Raw genomic sequence first — 14,621 nt, 5'->3', positions numbered from 1 at the left:
ATTTTGAAAATGTGTCATACAGGGTACTTGTGTATTTGATTGTTGCGTAAAGATACTATTTACAAAGATGGAGAGAACGTGAAATGTTTATTACAATTTGTAGATAGAAAGCTGTATAGATGTCCCACACTTCAAAAGTGTGGGACATCTATACTAAAGTGTGGGACGCCTCTGGAAAACAAAAAATGCCGGCTTCTGGTGAAACCGGCATTTTCCTGAACTTGCAAATCTACTACTAAGGGAAGATACCCAATTCTTCATAAGCAGAACCAACTTTGTTGATAGAGCAAATGAAAGCAGCAGTACGCATATCTTCAACACCTGAATGTGATTTTAATGCCTCACGGATTTCATGGTAAGAAGTAATCATTGTATCCTCAAGACCTGAGTAAACCAAATCAACTTCATCAGGACCATGCAACAATACTTTACGTTCCATTTCTGTAACGCGTTTGCCGGTCATGCTTTCCATCGCGTGAACGATTTCACCATACATATTCTCGCTGAAGCGTTTTTCCAAACGACCGTAACGAACGTGGCTTAAGTTTTTCAACCACTCGAAATAAGATACTGTTACGCCACCTGCATTCAAATACATGTCAGGAACAACGATAACACCTTTTTGATTCAGGATAACATCCGCATCAGGAGTCAATGGACCGTTTGCAGCCTCACCAACGATTTTTGCTTTAATGTTAGCAGCATTTCCACCGTGGATAACCGCTTCCAGTGCAGCAGGAATCAGGATATCGCATTCCAGTTCCAATGCATGTGCACTGACAGGTATATTTGTAGCACCAGGGAAGTTAAGGATAGAACCTGTTTCTTTACGGTGAGCAATTACTTGTTCAAGATCCAAACCATTAGGGTTTGAAATAGCACCTTCATATTCAGCAAGACCTACCAGCAATGCACCGGCATTCTGGAAATATTTTGCAGCATAATAACCAACATTACCAAGACCCTGAACAACCACTTTTTTACCTGCAAGACCTGTAGTCAAGCCAAGGTTTTTCATATCTTCAGCAACATTGCACAATTCACGGATACCATAATAAACACCAAGACCTGTAGCCTCTGTACGTCCGCGAACACCGCCTTGAGCAACAGGTTTACCTGTAACGCAAGCCTGAGCATTCAATTCGCCCGGATTCAGAGAAGCATAAGTATCAACGATCCAGCTCATTTCACGTGCGCCTGTACCATAATCAGGAGCAGGAACATCGATGCCGGGTCCGATAAAGTTTTTCTTAGCTAATTCAGAAGTGTAACGACGGGTGATTTTTTCAAGCTCGAACGGAGAATATTTCTTCGGATCGATTTTGATACCACCTTTACCACCACCAAACGGAACGTTTACGATAGCACATTTGTAAGTCATCAGAGCAGCAAGCGCCATAACTTCATCCTGGTTCACGTCCATGCTGAAACGGATACCGCCTTTACATGGTAATTTATGATGAGAATGTTGTACACGGTAAGCTTCGATTACTTCAACGCCATCACCGATACGAACCGGAAACTTAATCTGAAGAATAGAGTTACAAGCTTTGATTTGTTCAAGAATACCTTTCTCGAAGCGAGTGAATTTAGCAGCTTTGTCGAAATTGCGTTCAACGCCTTGGAAGAAGCTGTACTCAGTGTGACCTGAAGTGGTCGTTACAGTTGCCGTAGAAGCCATAAAACTTTAAATAAGTGATGAATTACTTTCTTGTTTGTATTTGGATTTTAATTCAGTTGATTTCTCTCTAATCTTTTGATTTTACGTTCCAAAAAGACCAGAAATAAAATAATGCCCGCAAAAATAGTGCAAATTACCAATACCACAACATAAATTTTACCATTCGATCTGAAAGCGTCAGCCATCTCCACATTTTGTTGGGCATGACCTAAAAATGGTAAAAATAACAACAAAGTAAGTAAATACTTACAAAGTGATATCGAATTGATTTTTGAGGTTTTGTTCTTCATTAAATATATCTTTTTTGTCGATTAAATTTAAGCGTATCATCAATGAGCTTATCCAGACACCCATCAATATCCAGCCTATTACAGCCGGATAAAAAACCAGGCGCATGTGATTATCCAGATCATAAGCATTGAAGCCTGCGTTGCCACCGCTTCCGGGATGTAAAGAATCTGCAAGGCTTGGTAGAATCCATATAAACGGAATCATCAGTGCAAAAGCAAAAATGTTATAGACCGCGCTTATTTTAGCTTTTTTGTCATAGTCAGCTATGGAACCCCTTAATGCTATATATGCAAAATAAGTCAACATGCTCAGGGCAGCACCCAATTGTTTCGGATCGTTACTCCAGGGCTCACCCCAGGTGAAATTTGCCCATTCCATGCCGGTTATTAATCCGAGAGTGCCAAACAGCAACCCGATATTGATAAACTGAACGGCAAACAAATCGTCTTTAAGGTTATTGCTTCTTAAATATTTAATGGAATAAACAAGGCTTACGGTAAACATCGTCATCATCGAGAACCACATGGGGACATGGAAATACAAATTCCGGATAGTTTCGTGGATGATGGGAAGGTGAGGAGCGGTAAACAGAAATCCCCCGACTATGGAGTATCCCAATAATAAAACGCAAAGAATTTTCCACCAGGACTTCTGCATTGGCAATTTTTAAATGATAGTGAAAATACTACCTGTTAATTTTGCGCAAAGGTAATGGCTTTATCGAAATAAATACTATGGCATCGTCATTTTTGAGTCATAAAAAAAATAACCTTAATCACCTTAATTCATCATTCTGAGGATTACATTTGTACATTCCAATTTTCATTTCAAAGCATGATAACTATCATTTCAGGAACAAACAGAAAAGACAGCAGAACTTTGCAGGTTGCAAATTATTATTACAATTTTTTAAAGCAGCAGCAACAGGATGTCTATATGTTTTCACTGGAAGGCCTGAATGTATTAAGCAGGAATGAGCAAATATTACAAATTGAAAATGACTTATTGATACCTTCCCCGAAAATCATTTTCATAATGCCGGAATATAACGGAAGCTTCCCCGGCGTTTTAAAAGCACTCCTTGATAATACCGACATCAGAAAATGCTGGTGGTATAAAAAAGCGTTATTAGTTGGTGTTGCAGACGGCCGTGGCGGCAATCTGCGTGGCATAGAACACATGACCAATATCCTGCATTACCTGCGAATGAATGTACATTATAACAAATTGCCCCTTTCCAGAATCAATGAAGAAATGGATGCAGAAGGGCATTTCATTAATCAATTGACCCTCAAAGCTATTGAAGAGCAGTTGAATGGCTTTATAGAATATTAAAAAAGAAAAAGAAGTTACTACTAATAAAGATTCAATGAAGAAGTCTGATAAATCAATACACAATATTTGTATTGCTTCGATAAAAAGGAGCACTATGAAACCGTATGATTTTAAATGGACAAAATTTTATGATACAAATGCCGGTTTTAATGATTTATATCCTAATATTTCAATTGATCTTTTTGAAGAAGAACTAATTATTTGTTCTACTATTATTGATTTGGCCAACTATTCTATATTGACAACACAAAGGTTAATCACTAATGAAAATAGCATCTTGATTTCAGGAAGAATAATGGGTTCAGTAGATAAATCATATGGTGATTTCAAGGGATACGAAGATTCATTACATACATTCGGACGCATTCAATTGCCCAATGGAGCTATATTAAGATACTTCATCGAAACAGGCAAAGCATCAATGGTTATGATACATGGCGTAAGGACAATAAACAGAATTAATAGTATGACAAATATCCAGGTTGAAAAAGTAGCCGGAATTTGGAAACGACAAAACGATAAGTGATCTATCTTCAAAATCGAATTTACCTTTTGCTTTTCGCTTTCAACAAATTCACCCGTCATGGGTTATTGAAATGCTCCACATAATTTCCAACTTTGCAGGTATGTCGATGAAAAATGTTTTATCAGTATTGTTATGCCCGGTTTTATTGATTTTTAATTCCTGCAAGCTTTTTAAAAACAATACAACCCCGGCGCCTACTGCAGTTTCAGAAGCCGCTGAAACGGATTCAAACAGTGCATTGAAGCTCTATCGTGCATCAAGAACCAAAGAATGGGAACTGGTTAATACTGCTATTGATATTCATTTCAATTTGCCGGAAAGAACCGCTGATGCCACCACACGGCTTTCATTGCATCCTTATTTTTATAGTGTGCACAGCGTGGTGCTTGATGCAAAAGACATGTTGATTCATAGTGTTTCTGACAATAAAAACAACAAGCTTGCTTTTTCCTATGATAGCTTAAAGCTGACGATTCATCTTCCGAAAGTGTATAGCCAATCAGACACTTTGTTCTTGACAATTGCGTATAAAGCAATGCCCTACCTGAGCAAAGCCGGCGGAAGCAGTGCCATAAATGAAGACAGAGGTTTGTATTTTATCAACACTAATCATGAAGAGCCTTATTTGCCTGTTCAGATATGGACGCAAGGCGAATCGGAAGCTAACAGTCATTGGTTCCCCACTTTTGATAACCCTGTCTTTAAGAGCACCTTTTCCATAACCATGCATGTGCCCGATTCTTTCAAAACCTTAAGCAACGGCACATTGGTCGAATCTGTAAAAGAAGCCGGTGATATGCGTAAAGATGTATGGAAACAGGACTTGCCGATATCCACCTATCTGGCAATGATGGCTGCAGGCAATTACGCCATATCCAAAGAAAGCTGGAGGGGCCGGGAAGTAAGTTATTATGTGCCGCAGGAATACGGTGCTTATGCTAAAGATATCTTTCAGCACACACCCGAAATGATGGAATTCTTTTCAAATAAATTAGGTGTCGATTACCCCTGGAATAAATATGCGCAGGTTATAGGTTACCAATATGTTTCCGGTGCAATGGAAAATGTCTCTGCAAGTTTGTTCGGCGCTTTTAATCTGAAAGACAGAAGAGAATTGGATGATGATAACAATGATTTCATTGTGGCGCATGAATTGTTTCACCAATGGTTTGGCGATTATGTAACGGCAGAATCATGGAGCAACCTGACTTTAAATGAATCTTTTGCAGATTACAGCGAACAACTCTGGACAGAATATAAATACGGTGAAGATGCGCGCGCAGCATACTGGATGCAGGGGCTGGCAAAATATATGAAGCAGGCAAAATATAACGATCCTGCTTTATTGCGCTTCCATTATATGTCTCAGGAAGATTTATTTGATAGAATCAGCTATTCAAAAGGCGGTTTGATCTTGCATTATCTGAGGTCTTTGGCAGGCGACAAAGCTTTTTACAATGCCCTGCATCTTTACCTTAGTCAAAATGCTTACCAGAATGCAGAAGTACCGCAATTAAGAATGGCATTTGAAAAAGTTACAGGGCAAGACTGGAACTGGTTCTTCAATCAGTGGTATTATAAAGGCGGCCATCCTGTACTCAATGTCGAATATTTATATGATGATCCCGGCCAAAAGCTAAAAGTGGTTATATCTCAGGTGCAGCCTGATTCTATAGGCCTTTATATATTGCCGATGAAAACGCTTATTATAAATGACAATGAAACAAATGAAACATGGTGGATCAGCCAGCATAAGATCGATACATTTACTGTCGATTATAAAAACGGACAAAAGCCTGTAGTAGTGCCAGACGTAGCGCACTGGATTTTAGGCGAATGGAAGGAAAACAAACAGCCGCGCGAATGGTATATTCAATATAAAAATGCCGGAGACCATATCAGTAAACGTTTTGCATTGACTGCATTAGCTGCTTATAAAGGAAGCGATACCACAAAGATGGTTTATGAAATGGCTTTGGAAGATAAAGATCCTGTTATCAGGGCGCTTGCAATAGGCTTATATCAGTATGAAAACAAACCAAAAATTTCAGATTCATGGAAAAACCTTCTTGGTAGAATGGCGGCAAACGATGCTGATTCAAAAGTGCGTTCTAAAGCTTTGCATGCATTAGGGGATTTGGAAGAAAAAGAATTTATCAACACTTATGAGATAAGCATTAATGATAGTTCCTACAGAGTTGCCGCCGACGCTTTATATGCTTTGAATAAAGTGAACCACAAAAGAGCTGTAACCTTCGCCAGAGCTTTGCATCCGGAAAATTCAAAAGCCAATGCGCTGCTTTTCAGCGCAGCTACTGTAATAAGTATGGATGGTGAAACAAATGATTTTGAATTCTTCAAAGACAAAACAATGCATGTTTTTGAAAGAGACAGAAAAACTTTCTTAAATGCATTCCAGTCCTATCTTATAAAAGCAAAAGAGAATGAAACATATACTGCAGGCATTGATTTTATAAAAGAATACGCCATAAAGAATATAGCTGCTATTGATGGACTTTATTACGCTGAAATTATCCGTAATCTTCAGAAATATGCCCAAAGTCAGGCAAAGATTGCTACAGACAAAGAACAGATGGAAAAATGGCAATTAAGGGCATTTACAGCACAAAATGCATGGGCTTCCTATAAATCTGCCATTGCTGATGAAGATCTAAAAGAAGCTGCTGCTCAGGTCGAAAAAGAAGATTGACGATGCTATTATATAAAAACGGGCATTATCTGAAGAAAATAATGCCCGTTTTGCTTTTTGTACTTTTATTGAGACAGCCAGGCATTTAAATCTGCCATATTTAATTCATCTAAATTTACATTTCTTACTGCCGTTGTATCCTGCATCCAAAGAATAACAGGAACACCCATATTTCCCGCTGCTTTGACCATATCCACAAAATCTTTTTGTTCAAGGAAATGATAAGGAATGTCTTTTACTTTTGTATCCGTAAGGAAATCGTTAAAACGCTTAGCCCTTGTGCTGTCAGTGCCGGAAGCCAATGCAAAATAAAATGGCAGCGTAGGGTTTTCCTTCTTAAGGATGGCGATTTTTTTGGCAGCATCTCTGCAATGCGAGCAGCTTAAGCTCATGAAACAAAGGATATGTTTCCCTTTTCTTAATTCTACCGTTGGATGTTCTGACCTTGTTGTTGTGTATAATTTCGACAAAGGCATCTGCGTTTCTTTTGTAAACGGGAAAATAAAAAACGGCACTGCAACAATTATGCCGCACAGGATAAACGAACCGTAATCAAGAAGAACGCCATCTTTCGTTTTATGCCATTTAAGAAGAACCAGTAAACCTGCAAGCAAGCCAACATTCTTCAATAAAGATTCAACAGGAGTCATTGGTACAATATCGCCCATACATCCGCAATTGACATCATTTCCATGCGATATAAGAAGATACAAAAGATGAATGGAGAATACAATTAATAGCCCGATGCAAACTTTTAAGACCCATCTGCCATAACCGAAAATATTGGCAAATAATAATAGTCCTAACCCGCCTTCAATACCAATAAAAAACCTTGCAAGAACTGCAGAAAGCTGTTTTGACAAATGTACCTGGCTTTCTATTATAAATTCAAAAAGCTGAAGGTTAGGTTGGGTTTTGCTCCACGCTGAAAAAATGAAAAGGGCTCCTAAAATTACCGATAAGGATACTAACAGGATTTTCTTTAGTTTATTGGTTTCGTTCATGGGTCAAAAATAAAACCGGCATTCGTAAATGAATGCCGGCTGTATGTTAATTACAGTGTTAAATATTATAATGCTTATTTCGGAACGCTGAACGCACCGTTGTTGATATTATGATTGTCAGATTCGCCAATGCCACCCGGAGCAACTACAAAATTGAATGTACCGTCCAGTGTGCCTGCATCATTTGTAATCTGGATCAGGGCAAGCGTATCGCCTGTTTTAGCCAGATAAGAGGTTGCAGTTCCTTTGTTAAGCATAATATAGCTGCCGGCTGTACCAAATTGAATTGGATAAAAACCCGGGCCTTTATAATCATAAATAGAAAGTGAAATGCTCTGATTAGTAGAAGGATCTTTAGCTTTACTATCCATAACACCTGAAATAGTTACAGTTCTGATGCCGTTGTCATCTTTTTTGTCGCTTGCCCATTTATTTTCAGCAGAAAAAGCTTCTCCGTCAATAGTGGCTGTAAACGTTCCCCTAAAGCTGTTTTTTGTAGTATCCTGACCAGGATATGGCCCCGAATTATAAGGCTTTGAGCAGGAAGATGCTGCAGCAATAATTCCGATACCTGCACATACAAGTCCTAATTGAAGAATTTTTCTCATGCTAATATATGATGTTTTGTCTTTGAATGAATTTTCAGAATTAGCGTAAAGATATAATTTAGCCGCTAAATTCAAAACACATCTTTCAAAAAAATGAAATTATTTTTATCGCTACCGGTTATCGAAACTAAAAAAACCCGGCCCGATTCCCACATTGAAAGACTTTAATTGAATCCCATTGGTTTGGTATATAGAAATGGTGCCGTTTTGAATAAAGCCTTTCGGATCCGCAACATATATCTGATTTTTAACAGAATCGACCGCCAACCCCCAGAAATATTGTAACGGTTGTGCGGGAATAAAGAGAGCAGAAGGTATGGCATTGTCATCTATAGACATTCTGTAAACACCATTATAATCCGTTCCTCCATTATAATTCACACCAAGAAAATATAAAGTATCATTTGTCGGATTCCAGCAAGGCTTCATAATATCCGCGCCCGCAGGAAATAAAAAACTTTTGATTATAGTTTTTGTAGCAGGATTTATTTGGGTTAACGAAGCCGTTTTTCCTTTGTAAACATTACCTGCCAATACCCAAAGCATTTTATTTTTATCTACTAATACCTGCTGCGATGCCTTTCCCGCAATATGGATTCTTGCAGTAATGGCATCTGTTGCAGCATCAATTTCATAAATGTAATTACAAGCCGTATCCCAGTTGCAGGCATATACTTTGTCATTCAAAGCTGTTAATCCTTCAGAATTTTTATAATCAACATCAATCTTTCCGGTTACCTGGAAATTTGATGGATTCACGATATTGATTTGTGCATTATAAAGGCTGCTGACGTACATTTTATCAGCGCTTAATTTTAATAAATATCTCGGTTTAGGCACCTGAATATTGCCCAATAATGTATAATTGCTTTTATCGATGACAGCCACCTTGTCAGAGTTATTAACAGCCAGGTAAATGCGGTCATTATCAATTAATACGCTCTGTAAAACATCACCCGGTCCTTGTCCGTTTGCCGTTTCATAAATATTGTTATATACGCTGTCTTTATCAATATTATAGAATGAAAAAGAAGCATTGCCATTGCCAAGGCTTCCTTCATTTGCAATGAATACTTTTCTCCCTTCAGAGTTATTATTGCCTGGATTGGACGGTTCCGGTTTATCTCTGACACAGGCAATATCCATCATCATAACTGACAATAGTAATATTAAAAAGCTTTTCTTTTGAAGCAATGCGAACATGCTAATATTTGATGATTTTTTGAACAAAATGTTCGTTCCCATACTCAAGATAAAGGAAATAAAACCCTTTGTTTCTTTCTTTTAAGGATAAAAATGTTTGTCCTGAAAAAGAACCATTACAAATTTCTTTACCCGTTATATCCTTTAATGAATAATGAACCTTATTCCCGTTTTCACTGATTATATAAACTATATCATTAGTAGGGTTGGGATAAATTTTTATTGAAACAGAGTTATTGAGTTCCTTTACAGATGTTGGTTTTAAGCTGTTAATGACGCCAACGCCATTCAAATCAAAACCGGCCGAAGGATAAGGAGAAGGGTAAGCTTCATTTATAATATGATTGTCTTTGTCCATGCTGGCATATAAAGGATTAATAGAACCGATTACATCCACAAGGCGAACGTGGCTGATATTATTAATGTCTAAACCTTGTATATTTTTTAAATCTTCCAGATCAAAAGGAGTGCCGTAACCACTTACATATTTACCTGCAAGGTTATGATACTTGGAAGCAAGGGAATAAGTAAAATTATCAATCTGAACAGTATCCTGCATAGCAGATGAAGCAGGGAAACGGAAATAGTGAATACCATCAGAACTCACTTCTACAAAGGCCAATTCCAGATAGGCAAACGAATCATTTTCAGGATTGGAAAATCCGTTTTCAAATACAGCAAAATCAGCTCCGCTTCCGTTATAAATATGGTAATTAAATGTCAATACAGCAACGCCGCTGTCGCCCAGACTTACAACACCACTACCCGGAATGCCGACGGCATCAGATTCTGAACCCAATGTCGGATGCCCCAGGCTTGTATCCGCAATGTCCAGCCAGCCTCTTTCTATAGAACAGGTCGCCGCCCAGTCAACAATTCTGCTGTCGTTTTGAGGAATAGCTGTGTTGCCTTGCAAGGGAGTTTGCGGAGCATACTGAGCCTTTGCAGATAGCATTGCAAACAATAAAATAGTTGAAGATAGAAATCTATACATAGCTTATCTTAATGAAACAAACCCGCAAAAATGGCCTGCGGGTTTGTTGGTTATTTAATTCTTTATGAACCGTAAAGTTGATTGCTGGCTTGCATTTTTATCATTTACAACCCTTAACAAATAAGTGCCCGCTGCTAAATTACGGATATCAACTTGTTTTGCATTTTCAATATGCCGCAATAATCTGCCTTCCAGATTATAAATATCTGCATCAACAGAAATAGCTGTTTGTAAATGAATGAAATCATTTGCAGGATTAGGACTTAAAACGATCTTCATTTCATTGCCGTTGGCATTTGAAATGCCGGTAACCGGTAATGTCTTAAAACTTGCAGTATCCCAGTCAGAAAACCCACCGTCAGGACAAGTAGCTCTTATATGTGCGTAATAAGTTGTATTGGGAACCAATGCATTTTTTGAATATGTTGGGGCAGTAACCGTTACGGCAGTTGCTGTAGGAGCTAATGTATTGGAAACATCCACCGCAACTTCATAATCAGTTGTAAGGTTTTCTACACTTCCGTTCCAGGTAATGGTCACACTGTTTTCATTCAATGTGGAAGCGATAATGCCTGCAGCGTGCGGGCATACACCATCCAGAGTAGTGAAATTGTCGAACGCAGCATAATAAGGCGTAAAGTCATCTGAAGATAATATCTGGAAATTGATGCTATCTACATTGCCTAAAGGAAGCAGGTTGACCCATTCCCAGTTTTTTACAAGAACAGTATCTGTTGCAGTATATTTTGCCAAATCAAATATTACACTATCTGTAGTTTTTACATTATTTAAGTAACCTCTGATAACTAATTTCAGAAAATCTCCGGTTGTGTAATTGTCTTTCATATACAAGTAAGCATAAGTAGTATTGGTCAGGTATGTTCCAAGTACTTTGCTTCCGGCTGCTGCCCCCTGCAACTTTGCGCCTATCAGCAGGCTTTGTGTTGGATGTGCAGGGTAGTCCTGAGTCAGGTAAACTACACCGTAATTATCTGAATTGTCATAACCTTTGCCGGTTATGGCTGCTTTGTCATTTGTAAATGACGGATTGGTACTGTCAACTACATTGGTATAATTGAATCTTCCGTATCCCCCCCAGCTTTCAAGTGTTCCAAAGAATTTTACATGCCCGCTCTGGAATTCATAATCTCCCGCCGCAGTTTGCGTGCCCGCAAAATCGCTGTTTGGAGACGGTAAAATAAGGTCGTCTAAAGTTGAAATAGTTTGTGCCTGTAATGATACGCTGCCTAATGTTAACGCCGTTACTGCGAAAAATCTTTGTAATTTTTGTTGCATAAAAAAGATTGACAATTTTAAAAATGAATAAAATCGACCCTTTTGAGCAATGCAGGAAAAATAAGTTGGAATTTGGCTCACGGAATACAGCCATCAACGTCTCTTATCTTCACTTTTATTCCCGAAAGCGATGGATTGTTAAAATGCGACCAGGAGGTCTTCTGACTCGTTCCCTTTATTACAGCCTTCCCGTAAAACTTTACAGTGGCATGATTTGTAATAATATAATGGAACTTACAGCAGCGGGTACTGTTCCGGATTCACACCGGATTCCCTGTTCTGATTGCGGAGCAAAGGTAAAAAAAATATAAATGGCCGCATAATAAAAAAATGTAGCGAAATTTGTAAGTCGTGGCCTTATATCACAGATTTATAAAAGAAAGGACATTCATGAAATTTTCGATTGGAGATATTGTTTTACTGAAGAGGACCGGCGAAGAGGGCAGGGTTGTAGGTATTTTGAATAATGATATGGTGGAAGTTGAAGTTGGCGGCACGCATTTTCCTGTTTTTTTGGACGAAGTGGACCATCCGTATTTAAAATGGTTTACAGAACAGAGAAAAGCAAAACCAGCTACGATTAAACATATTGATGATATCCCTGTAGAAAAACATAAGAAAAAAGTCGAACACGGTGTTAGCTCCGGTTTTCATCTTTCTTTCCTGCCTGTTTTTAAATTTGATGAGTTTGAAGACGTGGTTGATAAACTGAAAGCTTATTTCATTAATCAAACCAATTATAACATCACACTACATTACGAGTGCACAGGCCATGCCGGTTCTCTATTTTCTCATAAAGCAACATTGCAGCCATTTGCACATTTCTACCTTCATGATATTCCATTTAGTGAAATGCATGAACAGCCACGCTTTTCATGGGTTATAGAGCAGACAAGTGTCTTGTCGCCCGCCAAACCTTTAAAAGACACAATAAGAATCAAACCGAAGAAGCTGTTTGGGTTTATCAATAAACTGCAACAGGAAAACCATCCGATGTTCCATATCAAGCTCGCTGATGATTTTTCAAACGAATCGGATATTAAAGATATTCAGGAAGACTATAAGTCAAAAGAATCTTTGGCAAAAATGGTAGAAGAATTGAAATATTCAAAAACCTCCAAACCAAAGCAGGAAATAGATTTGCACATTGAGAAATTAGTAGATGATATCAATAGTCTTAGCAATTACGAAATGCTGAGTATTCAATTGAACGCCTTTGAAGATGCATTGGATAATGCAATTCGCCACCATCAACAATCTCTTGTAGTTATTCATGGTGTTGGAAAAGGAAGGCTAAAAGAAGAAATTCATTCATTGTTAAAGTCTGTTCACGAAGTAGATTTTTTCCAAAGCGAATGGAATCCGAGATATGGTTATGGAGCCACTGAAATATTTTTCAGACAATAGCTTTACCTAAATAATAAACCCTGCCAGATATCTGACAGGGTTTATATTGTTTATTGTTTCGTGTATTTGTAAAGATTAAGCTAACTCATCTTCCATCCTCTCAGGCTCTAAATGGCTTTTCTTGAAAAGAACAGGAGACATTTCAAGATGTTTCCTGAAAAATCTATTAAAATAAGCCGGATCTTCAAATCCAAGATGATAACTTATTTCCTTTACACTATTATTGGAATGAAGCAACAGCCGTTTAGCCTCCAGTAATAACCTTTCCTTAATTAAATCACTAAGCGTTGAGCCCGCAAAAGTCTTACAAAGTTCATTCAATTTTTTGTTTGAGACATAAAGTGCATTTGCGTAAAAAGAGGACAAATGCTCCTTGGTATAAGAATCTTCCAGCAGACTTTTAAATTTCAGAAACAAACCATGACCATCCAGATGTTGTTGCGGATTTTGATGAGACTGGTATTGGTGGCATTTCAGGAGGAAAGCATGAAGATAAGTCCGGATAACCTCTCTTCCCGAAACATCGTTCAATGATTTTTCTGCTCCCATCATCCTTGATAGATTTAACAATTCATCAAATTGATGTTCATTAAGTTGAACAATGGGAGAGCCTTGTGTATGTGTATTCAGAAATGAAAATTCATATAATGGCAAATTCACCTTCGTGCCAAAATAATAAAAGTCGCTTGAAAATAACAAAATGGAACCGAAAGAATCAGGCTCCCTCCTTACCTTATGCACCTGTCCTGGAGAAACAAAATGGATACTGCAATCTGTTATATTATAAGCATTGAAGTCAATTTCATGGTAACCTCCGCCTTTTGCAAACAGAAATATCTCATAGTATCTGTGACGATGTGCCTTTGTTGTATCATAATCCGACCTTTGATTTAATGGAATAAATTTAAAAGGCGTTTTTTCTACCGTATCTGTCGCAAAATCATGAATAGGAATCATAATGCTTTTGTATCTGTCTGTTTATTGTAAGACGACAAAATACAGGTTGCTCGTTGGGATGATATTGTATCATAATAGTAGCTTTATTTATGGTTGTTAATCAATATCATCTTTTTGTTTTTTGACGTAGCCCCAAGCTACGCAAGGGGTCGGGCTATCCGTTTCAATCTTTTTGGGTTCGTTGCCTTCCAAAAAAGGATTTACACTGCTATCCCTTACGCTAACCCCTTCACGTTTTTTACCTTCAAACCACCTTCCTCCCGCGCTTTGGTGCCTCTGCGGGGAAGATAATGCTCCTGCGCTGAAAGTTTCTTTTCATAAACCTTGCCAAAAGTCGATGATATGCCTGCTAATCAGGCGGTAACAAACGAGTCTACAGATTGTTTTAAATAAATATCTGGCCTGAGAATGGCTGTGACATTGCATTTCACTGGATTGTCGATGTTTATTAATGCAAATAATTAACAAAAAGATTTTGCCGATTGGAAATGAGGTCCTACTTTTGCACCCCGCTGAGAGATAAAGGCAGCGGACAAAGTTCTTAGAAAATGGTAGGAATTTCATCCTGAAAGCCGCGTCGCTGCTACTTTCTTAGTTTAAGAGTTCAGT

13 protein-coding genes and 1 riboswitch are annotated in these 14,621 nt (G+C 38.1%); of the genes, 4 read left to right on the top strand and 9 right to left on the bottom strand.

Features of this window, described 5'->3' with window-relative positions:
• Window positions 1-235: 235 nt before the first annotated feature.
• The 3 genes from F0919_RS00065 to ccsA are packed head-to-tail and all read right to left on the bottom strand — an operon-like array spanning window position 236 to window position 2,629.
• A complete protein-coding gene (locus F0919_RS00065) occupies window positions 236-1,681 on the bottom strand; it encodes a Glu/Leu/Phe/Val family dehydrogenase (protein WP_150030675.1) in 1,446 nt (481 codons plus the stop codon).
• A gap of 47 nt (window positions 1,682-1,728) precedes the next feature.
• The gene (locus F0919_RS18780; RefSeq protein ID WP_394349697.1) at window positions 1,729-1,971 is read right to left on the bottom strand and encodes a CcmD family protein; all 243 of its coding nucleotides are present in this window, start codon (window positions 1,969-1,971) and stop codon (window positions 1,729-1,731) included.
• Entirely contained in the window at window positions 1,928-2,629 is a 702-nt protein-coding gene (gene ccsA / locus F0919_RS00055) for a cytochrome c biogenesis protein CcsA (protein ID WP_150030674.1), read from the bottom strand. Before ccsA ends, F0919_RS18780 begins: the two co-directional genes overlap by 44 nt.
• A gap of 177 nt (window positions 2,630-2,806) precedes the next feature.
• Between ccsA and F0919_RS00050 the strand changes: the two genes are divergently transcribed.
• The 3 genes from F0919_RS00050 to F0919_RS00040 all read left to right on the top strand — a co-directional run bounded on the left by F0919_RS00050 (window position 2,807) and on the right by F0919_RS00040 (window position 6,543).
• Window positions 2,807-3,307, top strand: coding sequence for an NADPH-dependent FMN reductase (locus tag F0919_RS00050; protein WP_150030673.1), 501 nt, complete (start codon window positions 2,807-2,809; stop codon window positions 3,305-3,307).
• A 94-nt stretch (window positions 3,308-3,401) separates the two neighbouring features.
• Window positions 3,402-3,833 carry a hypothetical protein gene (locus F0919_RS00045; RefSeq protein WP_150030672.1) on the top strand — a complete coding sequence of 144 codons (432 nt, stop codon included), beginning with the start codon at window positions 3,402-3,404 and terminating at the stop codon, window positions 3,831-3,833.
• Between the two features lie 70 nt (window positions 3,834-3,903).
• A complete protein-coding gene (locus F0919_RS00040) occupies window positions 3,904-6,543 on the top strand; it encodes a M1 family metallopeptidase (protein WP_150030671.1) in 2,640 nt (879 codons plus the stop codon).
• Window positions 6,544-6,608: 65 nt separating this feature from the next.
• On the opposite strand, the gene F0919_RS00035 is transcribed toward F0919_RS00040, so the two are convergent.
• The 5 genes from F0919_RS00035 to F0919_RS00015 all read right to left on the bottom strand — a co-directional run bounded on the left by F0919_RS00035 (window position 6,609) and on the right by F0919_RS00015 (window position 11,648).
• The gene (locus F0919_RS00035) at window positions 6,609-7,547 is read right to left on the bottom strand and encodes a MauE/DoxX family redox-associated membrane protein (protein ID WP_150030670.1); all 939 of its coding nucleotides are present in this window, start codon (window positions 7,545-7,547) and stop codon (window positions 6,609-6,611) included.
• A 74-nt stretch (window positions 7,548-7,621) separates the two neighbouring features.
• Window positions 7,622-8,155, bottom strand: coding sequence for a hypothetical protein (locus tag F0919_RS00030; RefSeq protein ID WP_150030669.1), 534 nt, complete (start codon window positions 8,153-8,155; stop codon window positions 7,622-7,624).
• A gap of 111 nt (window positions 8,156-8,266) precedes the next feature.
• Window positions 8,267-9,358, bottom strand: coding sequence for a YncE family protein (locus F0919_RS00025; RefSeq protein ID WP_190277186.1), 1,092 nt, complete (start codon window positions 9,356-9,358; stop codon window positions 8,267-8,269).
• A 1-nt stretch (window position 9,359) separates the two neighbouring features.
• Entirely contained in the window at window positions 9,360-10,352 is a 993-nt protein-coding gene (locus F0919_RS00020) for a T9SS type A sorting domain-containing protein (protein WP_150030667.1), read from the bottom strand.
• Between the two features lie 54 nt (window positions 10,353-10,406).
• Complete coding sequence (locus F0919_RS00015; RefSeq protein WP_150030666.1) at window positions 10,407-11,648, bottom strand: DUF4465 domain-containing protein; 1,242 nt, start codon at window positions 11,646-11,648, stop codon at window positions 10,407-10,409.
• 137 nt (window positions 11,649-11,785) lie between these two features.
• Window positions 11,786-11,976: riboswitch (cobalamin riboswitch) on the bottom strand.
• Window positions 11,977-12,038: 62 nt separating this feature from the next.
• Between F0919_RS00015 and F0919_RS00010 the strand changes: the two genes are divergently transcribed.
• Window positions 12,039-13,055: a Smr/MutS family protein gene (locus F0919_RS00010; RefSeq protein ID WP_150030665.1), complete on the top strand. Its 1,017-nt coding sequence runs from the start codon at window positions 12,039-12,041 to the stop codon at window positions 13,053-13,055.
• Between the two features lie 75 nt (window positions 13,056-13,130).
• Here F0919_RS00010 and F0919_RS00005 read toward each other — a convergent pair whose 3' ends face one another.
• The gene (locus F0919_RS00005) at window positions 13,131-14,012 is read right to left on the bottom strand and encodes a helix-turn-helix domain-containing protein (RefSeq protein WP_150030664.1); all 882 of its coding nucleotides are present in this window, start codon (window positions 14,010-14,012) and stop codon (window positions 13,131-13,133) included.
• Between the last annotated feature and the right edge of the window lie 609 nt (window positions 14,013-14,621).

Source organism: Taibaiella lutea (assembly GCF_008629695.1).
GTDB lineage: Bacteria > Bacteroidota > Bacteroidia > Chitinophagales > Chitinophagaceae > Taibaiella > Taibaiella lutea.
This window is presented reverse-complemented; position numbering and strand designations above follow the sequence as displayed.